Source organism: Agrobacterium sp. ES01, assembly GCF_050320885.1.
GTDB lineage: Bacteria > Pseudomonadota > Alphaproteobacteria > Rhizobiales > Rhizobiaceae > Allorhizobium.
Genome location: NZ_JBNQTH010000006.1, coordinates 136,353 through 149,965, shown reverse-complemented (window position 1 = coordinate 149,965; position 13,613 = coordinate 136,353). Strand labels below are relative to the sequence as shown.

Genomic DNA, 13,613 nt, shown 5'->3' with positions numbered 1-13,613 from the left:
GCGTAATTCCAGAAAGACTGCTGGAAGACATACAAGGCGAACTGCCCATACTTGCGACACCGGCAAAGTGGTGCCCAAGGCTAACATTGACGATGGAGGCCCGCATGAAATTGCTTTCCGCTGAAAAACAGCTGTTCAGGGCTGCTCAAAGCGCACCTTATCTTGAAAGAGAAGAAGAACGGCAGTTGGCGCTTCGATGGAAGAACAGCCAAGACAGCGCCGCGCGCGATAAGATCGCCCATGCCCACATGCGCCTTGTCATTGCCATGGCTTCCAAATTCCGCGGCTTCGGCCTTCCCTTGAGCGACCTCATCCAGGAGGGCTATATCGGTCTTCTGGAAGCAGCGGCCCGCTTTGAACCCGAGCGCGAAGTGCGATTTTCAACCTATGCCGGTTGGTGGATTCGCGCCTCCATGCAGGACTATATCCTGCGAAACTGGTCAATCGTGCGCGGTGGCACCAGCTCTTCGCAAAAAGCCCTGTTCTTCAACTTGCGCCGCTTGCGCGCAAAACTCGCACAGGGCGACAAACGGCTGACAGATCAGGCCATTCATCAGGAAATCGCGGTCGCTCTCGGTGTCAGCCTCTCCGATGTGCAAGTGATGGATGCGCGGTTATCCGCCAATGACACATCGCTTCAGGCACCCGTATCGAACGATGATCAGAAGACCGAACGTCTGGATATGCTCGCCAGCGACGACATTCTGCCGGATGAACTGGTCACGCAGGTCATAGACGGTGAGCGCTGGCACGACTGGCTGCAATCGGCGTTGCACGAACTCAACGAGCGCGAATGCCGTATCATCCGCCTGCGCCGCCTGTCTGAAGACGGTGCAACGCTGGAAGAACTGGGTGCTGAATTCGGCATCTCGAAGGAAAGAGTGAGGCAGATCGAAACGCGCGCAATGGAAAAACTCAAAGCCGCTTTATTGGCCAAGACCCCGGAGCGGATCGAAGCATAACGATTCGCAAACTGCGATCAGTCTGTAATGATCTTCACGCGACTACCGGGTTGCGGCACATCGCCCGCACTCATCGCGTTGATCAGCCGGAAAAGCTCAAGCTTGCGCTCGGTGCCCATCATTCTGCCGGACAGCGACGCAAGTGTGTCGCCAGACCTCACCGTGACGATCCTGATGCGCAATGGCTTAAGAGACGCAGCCTCGCTGGACGTGATGCGCCGGAAGCTCTCCCGCAACTTGTTGGCCGTTGGCTCAAGCAATGGGCTACCTTTTGGCACGGCCGTCAGGAAACGGAAGATTTGCGATCCGATCCGGATCACGGTCACATCGAAATCCCAGCGTTCAGCGGACGCCCGCGCCTGAGCTGCCTCCAGTCCATTGACGCGAATTGACCGGATCGAATCCGGAATAAGTCCGGTGACCCAACCGCTGGAGATATAATTGGTAAGGCTACGGCGCTCGCTGTCTGCGACCCCGTCAAACCGGATTGCAACCTCGCCAGCACCCGTTGCCAGTACAGCCTCGACCTTGTTGTCGATCTGAAAACCATCCGGAACCTCGAAGCGAATACCCAGCTTGCCATGCAGGAAGGTCTGACCGCGGACATATCCTTCCTGCGGACTGTCGCCATAGAGCAATCCGTCTATACCGGCGAGATAATAGTCGCGCCCGGTCTCCCCATAGGTCCCCTCAGCACCAAAAGCACGCGCATGCCGCCGCGCGAGTTCCACGCGCTGCGGGGCATTGGGGTGGCTGGACAAGAAGTCGAGGCTCTGGTCGGTATCGGGATCAACGGATGTGAAATGGCTGTAATTTGCCATGGAATCCAGGAAACGCGCTGCGGCATACGGATCATATCCCGCCTCGCCCAGCGTTCTCACACCAATCAGATCGGCCTGCAGCTCCTGCTGTCTGGAGAAGGCCGCAAGACGCAATTTGCCGCGAGCCAATGCCTGCTTGCCTGCCAGGTCACTGGACAGAACTTCAGCCACAACACGGCTTGCAATCACCTCGGCCTCTTCGCGGCGCTGCCGCTCAATACCGTGATTGGCGGTTACATGCGCCATTTCGTGGGAAAGGACTGCTGCCACCTCAGACGCATCGTTTGCAAGCGCCAGAAGACCGCGCGTCACATAGAGATAACCGCCGGGCAGCGCAAAGGCGTTGATCGCCGGCGAGTTGAGGATCGTGATGCGATAGGACTGCGCCGGGTTTTCCGAGACCGCTGTCAAAGCACCGGCAATGCGGGCAACCAGCCTTTCGGTTTTCTCATCGTGATACTCACCGCCATAGCTTGCCACGATGCGCGGATGTTCGCGTGCACCCATCTGCGCCCGCGGGTCACCCTTTTGCACCTCTTCCACGATTTGCGGAGACGACGACGGGCCGATGCTCGACTGATAGGATTGATCGAAAATAGACTGGCAACTGGACGCAAGAAGCAAGACGCCCAGAGCCGCACAGCGTCCCAAGACCCGACCGTTCCCAAATACGGTCTGTGCGGCGTAACCGCTATGTCCCTTCATGGCCCGCATCTTTTCCGGTTCACCTTGAATTCGCGATATCAAACACTGTTGCGCCCTATTTGTCCGTCTTGCCGCGGATCAGCACACGCAGTAACCCAACCGGATTCGCGCCTCTTTTAGTATAAACTTTCGGAGAAGAATAAAGCCGCATCGGATTTAATATAGTGACGTGGATAAGAAAACACAAAAATGCAGACTGAGCGCCCGCTCCCGAGCTGCCAATGCCACTCGCTAACGTCCAAAATAAGGCGTAGCAAACGCCAGCCAGATCAGTGTCCGAGGAATCGCTTCACGACCGGTAGAATGTCATGCGCCATAAATTCGTCAATAGAGGCACTAAGCGCGACCTTTCCCTCATCGACAAAGAGAACATGGTCGCCAATATTGGCCACTTCCTTCGGGTCATGGCTGACGATCAGAACGGTATTGCCAGTCTCTCTATGCAGATCGAGCAACAACTCTGCCATGTCCGATCTGAGACCTGGATCGAGCGCGGCAAAGGGCTCATCCAACAGCAACACAGGCTTGCGACGCACCAGCGCCCGGGCAAATGCCGCACGCTGCCGCTCACCACCCGACAGTGTCGGTGGACGACGTTTCTCGAAACCGCCAAGCCCCACCCGCTCGAGAGCAGAGGAGACTGCAACCTTATCTGATGCACGAAGCCGCAACGAAGGATCGATGCCAAGCCCGACATTGGTGAAGAGATCCAGATGGCCGAAAAGATTGTTGTCCTGAAACACCAGCGAGACCGGTCGATCGGACGGATGAATCCGCGTGACATCTACACCTGCAATCAATACCTGCCCCTGATCGGGCTGCTCGAAGCCGGCGACAAGGTTCAAGAGTGTCGACTTGCCGGAGCCCGATGGTCCCGCAATAACCGTCACACAACCTCCCGGTGCCTCGCAGTCGAATGCAAACGAATGCTGTCCAAGCTGCAGTCCGATATCCTTGAGACCAATGCCGTTTCCCTTGATGTCAGCCACGAAGCACAGCCTCTCTGCGATTGTTCGAATGCGAACCTGCCGTGCCCGCAATGGTCAGCGCCAGGCAAACCAAACCCAGCAGCAAAGCGAGACCATCGGCATCTGCGGTTCGGTAACTGCCGAGACGGCTATAAACCAGCCATGGAAGCGTCGTCAGGTTTTCCGAGCCGAACAATGCCACAGCACCAAGGTCGCCGAGCGACAAAGCCATCGCAAAGGAAAGCGCCATGGCCAAAGGACGCCAGAGAATGGGGAAATCGATCCGCCGCATCCGCGCCCAACCGCTGATTCCGAGACTTGCCGCCAAGCGTCCCGTTCCTTGGGCATGGCTTTCGAACGCCGGCAACAACACCCGCATGGCAAAGGGTAGCGCCATCAAAGCATTGATACCCACCACAATCACCGGGGCATAGCGGGCAACATCACCGAATGCCCTTAAAACCATGAACCAGCCGGTTGCCAGAACGACGGTTGGAACCAGCAATACAAGCGAGGATGTAGACGACAGCAGGCCGGAGAAACTGCGCGCGGTCATCGAAACGCGTCGTGTGCGAAGAGCCAACATGGCCCGGATCAGGAACACGGAGAGCAGAACAGACATGAGGCCGGCGCAGATGGAAACGGCAAGACTGGTCAGTGTCGCATTGATGACTGCCCGCTCGCTCAAAAGCCGGCCTAGATCCGCGCGAAGGCCCGACACCACGATGGAGAGAAGCGGAAGGCAGAGATAGAGCCCGGCAACAGCAATGAAAAGGCCGTCATAGAACCGCGCGCCAATGCCGGCACCATCGAATCGGCACTTGATCCTACCGCTATCTGCGTTGAAGTCAGCAGGTGCTGGAAACAGAGCCATGACGCCCAGGATGGATGCCGTGAGAAGGATCTGCAGAAAGGCAAGCGACACCGCGCGTCCGGGGTCGGAATCGAAGCGAAGGGACTGATAGATGGCGACCTCGATCGTCGTGGCCGCCGGTCCGCCGCCCAGCATCAGCACCAGCGTAAAGCTGGTTGCACACAGCATGAAGATGAGGCCAGCCGCACCGGGCAACACACGCCTGATAGCCGGCCATTCAATAAAACGGAAAACGGCATGCCGCTTCATGCCAAGCTCGCCCGCCATCAGCCAGTATTCTCCCGGAACCCGCTCAAGTCCGACAAGCAGCAGCCGGACGGCGAGCGGCATATTGAAGAAGACATGAGCGAGCAAAATTCCACTCAGACCATAGATGCTGAAGGGCTGACCAAATCCGATCAGGCCAAGTACATCATTAATCAACCCGGTTCGGCCCCAGATACCGAGAAGGCCCAACGCGCCGATCAAAACCGGCAGCCCCATGGGAACCGCCATCAGGCGCACCAACCACTGCCTACCCGGGAACTGTCGACGACGGGCGAAAGCCATCGCCACCGGGATGCCGAAAGCCAGCGAGAGAAAGGTGGAAAGCAGGGATTGCCAGAGCGTGAAGCCAAGCGCGGGAAGCAGAACCGGGTCGCTGAAGAAATCCGCAACCCCATCCTGCGACTTCAACCCGAGAAGAGAGCCGACAGCGATACCGATAAACGAAAAGATCGCGGCGAGGCCAATGGCCCCGCCGACAATTCGATTCATCTTTTCGCGACGGCTCAGCATAGGCTCAGTTCATCGCCTTCAACCACTCGTCGATCCAGGCCTTGCGGTTCGTCTCGACCTCATCGGGATCCATCAGAAACGTCGTCTTTGGATGAACGAGCGTCTTGAAGGCATCCGGCAGCGGCTCGGAAGTCGCGGCCGCCGGCATCATCCAGTTATTGGTCGGGATCGTATCCTGAAAGCCGGAACTCATCATGAAGGAGAGGAATTCGCGCGCGAGATCCTTGTCATGGGCAGTCTTCATCATTCCGGCCACTTCGATCTGGATATAGTGTCCTTCCGAAAACTCCGCGGCCTTATAGCGATCTGTGTTTTCTGCAATCATGTGGTAGGCCGGAGACGTCGTGTATGAAAACACCATCGGCGCTTCACCCTTTGTGAAAAGGCCATAGGCTTCAGACCAGCCGGGCGTGACCGTCAGGACACGACCCTTCAGCTTTTCCCAGGCGGCCGGTGCCTCATCGCCATAGATCGACTTGATCCAGAGCAGAAGCCCCAGACCCGGTGTGGATGTGCGCGGATCCTCGATGGCAATCTTCTGGTTCGGATCGCCCTCAATCAGCTCCTTCATGCTGGCGGGCGGCGTTTTGATAGCTTCGCTATCGTAGACGACGGCAAAATGCCCGTAGTCGTAGGGTATGAAGACATCATCGCTGAAGCCCCCGGGCACATGCACAACCGATGTATCGATATCATGGGCTTCGAAAAGCCCGGTCTGCTTGGCCTCGCTGACAAGGTTGGTATCGAGACCCAGAACGATATCGGCATCACTGCCCTTGCCCTCGAGTTTCAGCCGGTTCAAAAGCGCCACACCATCGGCCACACCGACGAATTTCACAGTGCAGTCGCAGGTCGCCTCAAACGCGTCCTTGACCTTCGGCCCTGGACCCCATTCGGAAATGAAACTCTCATAGGTGTAGACCGTCAGGGTCTTGTCCTGCGCAAATGCAGAGGGCGCCGGAAAGGTTGCAAATGCTACAGCAGCAGCCACTGCGCTGCGAATGGTCGAATGTGGAAAGATTGGCATATCGCCCCTCCTCTGTTTGAACAAAATCGGGATAGGGCGCGGCTTTGCACGACGCTTCTAATCCCTCCGCCGGTGTTAACCGGATCAGGTTCCGCGGGTTGGCGTTAAACGCCTCTCAGCCATCTATTGCATGCAACAAAAGGCACCCCGTTAGAGCGAATAAAGACATAGCGTGCAGGCACCGGCCTTGCAAGCCGGCGCGAATATCAATTCGCAAGGTTGAGTGTCAGCCCTCGAGTTCCTCGCGCAGCATTTCAAGCTCCAGCCATTCCTCTTCCCAGCGCGCCACATCCGCCCGCAGTTTTTCCATCTCGGCGGCGAGCTTGTTGAAAGTCGCCGGATCCTTGGTGAAGAGGTTCGGATCAGCCATCTTGGCCTCGCAGGCGGCAATTTCCTGTTCGGCCTTTTTCATTTCCTTCGGCAGGTTCTCAAGCGCGAACTTCTGCTTGAAGGACAGCTTGACCTTGTTCTTCTGGCCGGAAACCGACGAACTCTGAGATCCGCTCGCCTTTGTCTTTTCGGCCTTCTCAATCTTGCGGCGCTCGTCCTCGGCGCCCTTGCGCTGCGCCATCATGTCGGAATACCCACCGGCATATTCGATCCAGCGTCCGTCGGGGTCTTCTGGATTGGCCGGCGCAATGGTGGAGGTCACGGTTCGATCGAGAAAGTCACGATCATGGCTGACGAGAATGACGGTACCGCTATAGCCGGCCACGATCTCCTGCAGCAGGTCCAACGTCTCGATGTCGAGATCGTTGGTCGGTTCGTCGAGGATCAGAAGGTTAGATGGCCGGGCCATGATCCGTGCCAGCATCAGCCGGGCGCGCTCGCCACCAGACAGGTTCTTGATCGGCGTTCTCGCCTGCTCCGGCTGAAAGAGGAAGTCTTTCATGTAGCCGGTCACATGTTTCTGCTCGCCATTGACCAGCAGGTTATCGCCGCGACCATCGGTCAGATAGTGGGCAAGCGTGTCATTGAGGTTCAGATCCTCACGTTTCTGATCAAGCGTGGCGATATCCAGATTGGTACCGAGCTTGACCGTCCCCTCGTCCGGAGCGAGTTCACCGGTCAGCATTTTCAACAGCGTCGTCTTGCCGGCACCATTTGGACCCACAAAACCGATACAGTCACCACGATGCACGCGCAGCGAAAACGGCGACACAATGGTACGCTCGCCATAGGCCTTGGTAATTCGCTCCGCCTCGATTACCAGCTTGCCGCTATCCTTGCCCTCGGTGATATTGGCCTGGATTGTGCCCTGAGGACCCTTATGACCGCGATAATCGGAGCGCAACTGCTGCAGGTTGCCAAGGCGACGCATATTGCGCTTGCGCCGCGCCGTTACACCATAGCGTAGCCAGTGCTCTTCGCGTTCGATGGCCTTGCCAAGCTTGTGCTGCTCGATCTCTTCTTCCTCCAGCACCTTGTCGCGCCATTCCTCGAAGAAACCGAAGCCACGGTCGAGACGACGCGAAAGACCCCGGTCGAGCCAGACGGTGGCATTGGAGACTTTCTCGAGAAAACGACGGTCATGCGAGATCAGCACGAGGGCACTGCGCGAAGAAGCAAGCTCGGCTTCCAGCCACTCGATTGTCGGAAGGTCCAGATGGTTGGTCGGCTCATCCAGGAGAAGAATATCGGGTTCCGGCGCCAATACGCGCGCAAGCGCTGCACGCCGCGCCTCCCCACCCGACAATCGCGTCGGATCTTCCTCGCCGGTCAATCCCAGATGTTCCAGCAGATAAGTGACCCGATAGGCATCGTCTCCGGGGCCAAGTCCCGATTCTGCATATGCCTGAACGGTGGTATATCCGCCGAAATCCGGAGCCTGCTCCAGATAGCGGATCGTCGAAGACGGATGCCTAAACACCTCGCCCGACTGTGACTCCACCATGCCGGCGGCAATCTTCATCAGCGTCGACTTGCCGGAGCCGTTTCGCCCCACGAGACAAATCCGGTCGCCCGGCTCCACCTGCAGATTTGCGCCGTCGAGCAATGGCGTACCGCCAAAGGAAAGCTTGATGTCGTCGAGTTTCAAAATGGGAGGCGCCAAGGTTTCAGGCTCCGGTCAGGTCATGAGGGCGCGCAAGGATCACGGCATCGCCGCTGCCCAGCGTGAATTCGACTGGTCCTTCGGCGACGTTCGAAATCGTCCGCGAAGAACCGAATGGAAGGGTAAAGTCGTTGAGCGGGTAGCGTGCATTGCGAATGGTAAGGCCTTCAAGCCTTGTCAGACCAAGCACGGAAAACAGCGAGCCTTGCGGCAAGTCGAGATACAAGGGCCTTGAAAGCAACGGATATGCTTCTTCGTCGCCCGAGGTCATCATCACGTCCAGACCGGATTTCGCCAATGCGACACCAGCAATCAGGTGCATCGTCGCATGGTCGGAGCGCTCACCGCCAAGCGCACCCACCAGAACAAGCTTGCGCGCCCCTCGGGCTATCGCCTCATCCACGGCAATCTCCCCGTCCGTCACATTCTTTCTGGCCGGATAAGGCATCCTCAAAATGCCGGGATAATCGCTTTCGGGCAGGTCATCGGAACTGTCGAAATCGCCAACCCAAAGCTCAGGCTGAAGTCCCAGCACCTTCGCGTGACGCATGCCACCATCAGCGGCAATGGCGCGCGTGCCGGCGACGACTTGTTTAAGCCGTTCCGAAGGCGTCAGCATTCCACCAAGAAGGATTGTAAAAGCGGGTTCGTTCATGAAACGAGCCCTTAGCGCATCTTTGCGCAAAAGGGAAAGGCGCATCGAAACAGCGGTACTGTATAGAAGTACCAAAACGCGGCGCCTTCACCCTTGTTGCCAGATCGATCTAAGATCGATGCGATCATATCTCACGCAAATGGGCGCGATTACCGCCCTGCAGCTACTTTTTTGCGAGGTCCCGGAATCAGCCCTTCGCGCTGTGCTTTCTTGCGGGCCAGCTTGCGCATGCGGCTGATGCCTTCTGCCTTTTCGCGAGCGCGGCGAGCAGATGGCTTCTCATAGGCTTGGCGAGCCTTCATTTCACGGAAAAGGCCTTCGCGCTGCATCTTCTTTTTCAGCGCACGCAACGCCTGGTCTACATTGTTGTCACGGACAATAACTTGCACGTTGTCTCCTTCGTTTGAGGTAACACATAGTTCGTGCCCGCCGATAAGGCGGTATGAACGACGGCACTCTTCAGGTGCTATTTCGCTTTCGGCTGAGAGCGATGCCGGGCATAAAATTATGTGGTCCGCGCAAGGCGAAGAAACCCGGCCACGCGTCTTATGTAGTCAGCACCCCCTCCGGGTCAAGCCCGAACAGCACAGGTTGCATCATGCTTTTTCGTTGACCACCTGCAGCGGCAGAGCTATCAAAGCTGCTGATCGTGGTGATTTGGCCGGCCGGCTTGCAGCCACGTTAAACAAATCGCTAAAGGGCCGTGGCAAGTTGACAGACTTCCCGGAACCGGTGGCGATCACCAAGCGGCCGGATTTTTGTACGCGGTATTCCGCGACGAGAAGGAAAGTCGAGCCAAATATGCCGATCAAGATCCCCGATACGCTACCAGCCTTCGAAACCCTCATTGATGAGGGCGTGCGCGTCATGACGGAAACCGAAGCGATCCGCCAGGACATCCGCCCCTTGCAAATCGGCCTCCTCAACCTCATGCCGAACAAGATCAAGACTGAGCTTCAGATCGCGAGACTGGTGGGCGCATCACCGCTTCAGGTGGAGTTTTCGCTCATCCGCATCGGCGGGCACAGGGCCAAAAACACGCCGGAAGAGCACCTGCTCTCATTCTATGAAACCTGGGATGAAGTGAAGGACCGTCAGTTCGACGGCTTCATCATCACCGGCGCTCCGATTGAAACGCTCCCCTTTGAGGATGTGACCTACTGGGATGAAATGTGCCAGATCCTCGATTGGACAAAGACCAATGTTCACTCCACGCTGAATATCTGCTGGGGTGCGATGGCTGCGATCTATCATTTTCATGGCGTGCCGAAATATGCGCTCGGTGAAAAGGCCTTCGGTGTCTATCGTCATCAGAACCTCAAGCCGTCATCCGTCTATCTCAGTGGGTTCTCCGATGATTTCCAGATCCCGGTCTCGAGATGGACAGAAGTTCGAAGAGCCGACATCGAGAAGGTTGAGGGCCTCGAGATTCTGATGGAATCGGATGAAATGGGTGTCTGCCTTGTTCAGGAAGAAGCATCCAGGCGCCTCTACATGTTCAACCATGTCGAATATGATTCCACCTCTCTCGCAGATGAATATTTCCGCGACGTGGAGACGGGCGCGCCGATCAAGCCGCCCTTCAATTATTTTCCCGGAGATAATCCGGACCGGCCGCCGCAAAACCGCTGGCGCAGCCATGCCCACCTTTTTTTCGGAAACTGGATCAACGAAATCTATCAGACCACGCCATACGAGCTGAAGGCCATCGGAAAGACGGGCAGCTAGGCATTCAAGGGGAGGAATAACAACGTGACAAGCGATCAGTCAAAGCTTGAGCTTTTTGGAACGGATAAGAAAGGCCAACCGGTTCACCGCATCCATTTATCAGGCTGCGGCCTGAAGGCCTCCATCCTGACCTGGGGTGGCGTGCTTCAGGATCTGCGCCTCGACGGCCATGAACCTTCTCTCGTGCTCGGCTTCGAACGCTTCAGCGACTATCTGGCCCATTCCCCTTACTTCGGCACCACGCCGGGTCGCTACGCCAACCGCATCGCCAATGGTCGCATGACGATCGACGGCAAAAGCTACCAGCTTGACCTGAACGAAGGCGGCTATGGCCACCTTCATGGCGGCGGCGATGGCATGGGGGTCAATACTTGGGAACTCGTTGACTATGGAAGCGATTACGCCGTCCTGACATTTACCGATCCTGATGGCCGGGGCGGTTATCCCGGCAATTGCACTGCGACGACCACCTACCGATTGAAGGAAGGCGGCATTTTTTCCGTCACGCATGAAACCATCACGGATCGACCGACACCCGCCAATATCTGCCATCATTCCTATTTCAATCTGGATGGTGGCGATACGATTCTCGATCATCGGATCATGATTGCCGCCGAGCATTATCTTCCCGTTGACGACAAGCTCATACCGACGGGTGAACAGCGTTCCGTCGAGAAAACACCATTTGATTTTCGTAAAATTGCGCCTATCCGCAGGGGTGAAAACGGCAAGCAAGTGCCTTTCGACCATAATTTCTGCTTGTCCGCCGAACGCACAGAGAAACGCAGCATCGCGCGGGTTGAAAGCCTTGCATCCGGCGTTAGCCTTGATGTCCGCTCGACCGAGCCCGGCGTTCAATTCTATATCGGCGGATCACTGGATGTGCCGGTGCCGGGCCTCGACGGCCGCCACTATCAACCATTCGGCGGGTTTTGTCTGGAAACGCAGATCTGGCCGGACGCCGTCAATCACAGCAATTTCCCCAAGGCTATTTTGCGGCCAGGAGACATGCTGCGTCAGGAAACCGATTACATTTTCGCGAAGGCATGAATATTGCCTTCGCCCGAGGCGAGCCAATATTTCAATACTGTTATTTGGGAGAAAATTGGAGCGGGTGAAGCGATTCGAACGCTCGACCCCAACCTTGGCAAGGTTGTGCTCTACCCCTGAGCTACACCCGCTCACAGCGACGATCCGGGGGTATGCTCTGGATCGAAGGTCAACCACGTTGCGGCGACGGGCGCTATATCGCTCAAACGATTTTCAAATGCAACAGGGAAATGACGGATTCTGGAAGAAAAATTATTCAGCCGGGAGAACCGCCCTTTCTGCACCTGCGCCAATGCACTGCTACAGTTGCCAATTGCCGCTAGCGCCCCTAAAAATCCCGGGCCTTCCAAGCCCTTTAAACAATCACCGAGGACTGCCCGTGCCCAAGACCGCTGATGACCTCTTTCGCCTTTTGGACGACCTGAACATAACGCATAAGACCAAAACCCATGAGCCTGTCTTCACGGTGGCAGAATCAGTATCGCTCAGAGACGAGATACCCGGCGGCCACACGAAGAACCTGTTTGTGAAGGACAAGAAGGACCGTTTTTTTCTGCTCACGGTGGAAGAGCACGCAATCGTTGATCTGAAGACCATCCATACGATCATCGGCGCTTCAAGCCGTGTGTCTTTCGGAAAACCCGAAAAGCTGATGGAATATCTGGGCGTAACGCCAGGCTCAGTCACGGCCCTCGCCGCCATCAACGACACCGGAAACAACGTAACATTCATTCTGGACGAAGAATTGATGAAGGAGGAGATCATCAACTGCCATCCTCTTTCCAACGATGCCACCGCATCGATTGCGCGGGACGACCTGTTGCGCTTTATCGAAGCCACGGGCCACACGCCGCTTGTCTTGAAAGTTTCAGCCTGACATACGATCTGTAGGGTAACGGTTAAAGGTCTTTGCAAGCCTCAGAGACGGCGGGAGAATTTCGATGAGTGATAGCAGCAACCCCTATGGCGGTTTTTCCGGGCAGCAGATGACAGGTCAGGCGACCTTTGGCGTCGCGCCGGCTGCCGGACCTGCGCCCTCTGGCAATCACGTGAAGGATACGACCACTGCCGGCTTCGCCAAGGATGTGGTTGAAGACTCGCGCAACCAGCCAGTGCTCGTCGATTTCTGGGCGCCGTGGTGCGGACCGTGCAAGCAATTGACCCCTGTTCTCGAAAAGGTCGTCAATGAAGCTGGTGGGCGCGTGAAGCTGGTTAAACTGAACATTGATGACCACCCCTCGATCCCGGGCCAGCTCGGCATCCAGTCTATCCCGGCAATTGTTGCTTTTGTCGATGGACGTCCAGCGGATGGCTTCATGGGTGCATTGCCCGAGAGCCAGGTGCGCGAATTCATCGAAAAGCTCGGCGGTACAGGCGCGGATGATGCGGGAGCGCAGCTCGAAGCAGCGATTGAGGAGGCAAAGCAGCTTTTCGATCAGGGCGACATTCAGCAGGCAGCCCAGCTTTATGGCGCAGTCATGCAGGCCGATCCGACCAGCGCGAAGGCTGTCGCCGGGCTCGCCCAGTGCATGATTGCCGTTGGTCAGGAAGAACACGCCCGTGAACTGCTGGACAGTGTGCCGGACGAGTTGAAGGCCGATCACGACATCCAGATGGCGATCAAGCAGCTGAACCAGATCGACGAGGTGAAGAAGCTGGGCGATCCGGCAGCGCTTGAAAAAGCGATCGCTGCCGATCCCGACGATCATGCCGCACGCCTTAAACTGTCGAAGATCCTCAACGTTCAGGGCAAACGCGACGAGGCCGCCGAGCACCTTTTGACCATCATGAAACGTGACCGCACGTTTGAAGACGATCTCGCACGCCGCGAACTACTGGAACTGTTCGATGTATGGGGCCCAAAGGACCCGGCGACGATTGCGGCGCGGCGCAGACTGTCGGCGCTGCTGTTTTCCTAAGCGCGGCGGCAACAACACACTGATAGCCTCCCGAAACGCTAGGTTTCGGGGCGCCGGAAACGGAATGGAGTGGG

At 56.9% G+C, this 13,613-nt stretch carries 12 protein-coding genes, 1 tRNA gene and 2 riboswitches; of the genes, 5 read left to right on the top strand and 8 right to left on the bottom strand.

What is annotated here, in order from left to right; all coding sequences use genetic code 11:
- Positions 1-104 precede the first annotated feature (104 nt).
- Entirely contained in the window at positions 105-962 is an 858-nt protein-coding gene (locus ACQQ2Q_RS17750; protein ID WP_428188457.1) for an RNA polymerase factor sigma-32, read from the top strand.
- 17 nt (positions 963-979) lie between these two features.
- Here the strand turns inward: ACQQ2Q_RS17750 and ACQQ2Q_RS17745 are convergent, their stop codons facing one another.
- The 7 genes from ACQQ2Q_RS17745 to rpsU all read right to left on the bottom strand — a co-directional run bounded on the left by ACQQ2Q_RS17745 (position 980) and on the right by rpsU (position 9,231).
- Positions 980-2,488 (bottom strand): M48 family metalloprotease, encoded by a 1,509-nt coding sequence (locus ACQQ2Q_RS17745; RefSeq protein ID WP_428188456.1) that lies wholly within the window; start codon positions 2,486-2,488, stop codon positions 980-982.
- Between the two features lie 269 nt (positions 2,489-2,757).
- On the bottom strand, positions 2,758-3,477 hold the full coding sequence (locus tag ACQQ2Q_RS17740; protein WP_428188455.1) for an ATP-binding cassette domain-containing protein: 720 nt from the start codon (positions 3,475-3,477) through the stop codon (positions 2,758-2,760).
- Positions 3,470-5,107 (bottom strand): thiamine/thiamine pyrophosphate ABC transporter permease ThiP, encoded by a 1,638-nt coding sequence (locus tag ACQQ2Q_RS17735; RefSeq protein WP_428188454.1) that lies wholly within the window; start codon positions 5,105-5,107, stop codon positions 3,470-3,472. The genes ACQQ2Q_RS17740 and ACQQ2Q_RS17735 overlap by 8 nt, the downstream gene beginning before the upstream one ends.
- 4 nt (positions 5,108-5,111) lie before the next feature.
- Positions 5,112-6,134: a thiamine ABC transporter substrate binding subunit gene (gene thiB / locus ACQQ2Q_RS17730; RefSeq protein ID WP_428188453.1), complete on the bottom strand. Its 1,023-nt coding sequence runs from the start codon at positions 6,132-6,134 to the stop codon at positions 5,112-5,114.
- A gap of 44 nt (positions 6,135-6,178) precedes the next feature.
- A riboswitch (TPP riboswitch) is annotated at positions 6,179-6,294 on the bottom strand.
- Between the two features lie 66 nt (positions 6,295-6,360).
- Positions 6,361-8,187 carry an ABC-F family ATP-binding cassette domain-containing protein gene (locus ACQQ2Q_RS17725; RefSeq protein ID WP_428188452.1) on the bottom strand — a complete coding sequence of 609 codons (1,827 nt, stop codon included), beginning with the start codon at positions 8,185-8,187 and terminating at the stop codon, positions 6,361-6,363.
- A 4-nt stretch (positions 8,188-8,191) separates the two neighbouring features.
- Positions 8,192-8,842 carry a thiamine diphosphokinase gene (locus tag ACQQ2Q_RS17720; RefSeq protein ID WP_428188451.1) on the bottom strand — a complete coding sequence of 217 codons (651 nt, stop codon included), beginning with the start codon at positions 8,840-8,842 and terminating at the stop codon, positions 8,192-8,194.
- A 149-nt stretch (positions 8,843-8,991) separates the two neighbouring features.
- Positions 8,992-9,231 carry a 30S ribosomal protein S21 gene (rpsU, locus tag ACQQ2Q_RS17715; protein WP_428188450.1) on the bottom strand — a complete coding sequence of 80 codons (240 nt, stop codon included), beginning with the start codon at positions 9,229-9,231 and terminating at the stop codon, positions 8,992-8,994.
- Between the two features lie 250 nt (positions 9,232-9,481).
- Positions 9,482-9,559, top strand: a riboswitch (SAM riboswitch).
- Between the two features lie 84 nt (positions 9,560-9,643).
- On the opposite strand from rpsU, the gene metA reads away from it, so the two are divergent.
- Positions 9,644-10,570 carry a homoserine O-acetyltransferase MetA gene (gene metA, locus ACQQ2Q_RS17710; protein WP_428188449.1) on the top strand — a complete coding sequence of 309 codons (927 nt, stop codon included), beginning with the start codon at positions 9,644-9,646 and terminating at the stop codon, positions 10,568-10,570.
- A gap of 24 nt (positions 10,571-10,594) precedes the next feature.
- On the top strand, positions 10,595-11,620 hold the full coding sequence (locus tag ACQQ2Q_RS17705; RefSeq protein WP_428188448.1) for an aldose epimerase family protein: 1,026 nt from the start codon (positions 10,595-10,597) through the stop codon (positions 11,618-11,620).
- 56 nt (positions 11,621-11,676) lie between these two features.
- Here the strand turns inward: ACQQ2Q_RS17705 and ACQQ2Q_RS17700 are convergent.
- A tRNA-Gly gene (locus tag ACQQ2Q_RS17700) sits at positions 11,677-11,751 on the bottom strand.
- Positions 11,752-11,993: 242 nt separating this feature from the next.
- Here ACQQ2Q_RS17700 and ACQQ2Q_RS17695 point away from each other — a divergent pair.
- Together ACQQ2Q_RS17695 and trxA are read left to right on the top strand one after the other, a co-directional pair.
- Positions 11,994-12,497, top strand: coding sequence for a prolyl-tRNA synthetase associated domain-containing protein (locus ACQQ2Q_RS17695; protein ID WP_428188532.1), 504 nt, complete (start codon positions 11,994-11,996; stop codon positions 12,495-12,497).
- 64 nt (positions 12,498-12,561) lie between these two features.
- A complete protein-coding gene (trxA, locus tag ACQQ2Q_RS17690) occupies positions 12,562-13,539 on the top strand; it encodes a thioredoxin (RefSeq protein WP_428188447.1) in 978 nt (325 codons plus the stop codon).
- Positions 13,540-13,613 lie beyond the last annotated feature (74 nt).

Bases quoted from the DNA above. Each gene is read 5' to 3' on its own strand.
- ACQQ2Q_RS17750 (WP_428188457.1), top strand. From the start codon at position 105: ATGAAATTGCTTTCCGCTGAAAAACAGCTGTTCAGGGCTGCTCAAAGC.
- ACQQ2Q_RS17745 (WP_428188456.1), bottom strand. From the start codon at position 2,488: ATGAAGGGACATAGCGGTTACGCCGCACAGACCGTATTTGGGAACGGT.
- ACQQ2Q_RS17735 (WP_428188454.1), bottom strand. From the start codon at position 5,107: ATGCTGAGCCGTCGCGAAAAGATGAATCGAATTGTCGGCGGGGCCATT.
- thiB (WP_428188453.1), bottom strand. From the start codon at position 6,134: ATGCCAATCTTTCCACATTCGACCATTCGCAGCGCAGTGGCTGCTGCT.
- ACQQ2Q_RS17720 (WP_428188451.1), bottom strand. From the start codon at position 8,842: ATGAACGAACCCGCTTTTACAATCCTTCTTGGTGGAATGCTGACGCCT.
- metA (WP_428188449.1), top strand. From the start codon at position 9,644: ATGCCGATCAAGATCCCCGATACGCTACCAGCCTTCGAAACCCTCATT.
- trxA (WP_428188447.1), top strand. From the start codon at position 12,562: ATGAGTGATAGCAGCAACCCCTATGGCGGTTTTTCCGGGCAGCAGATG.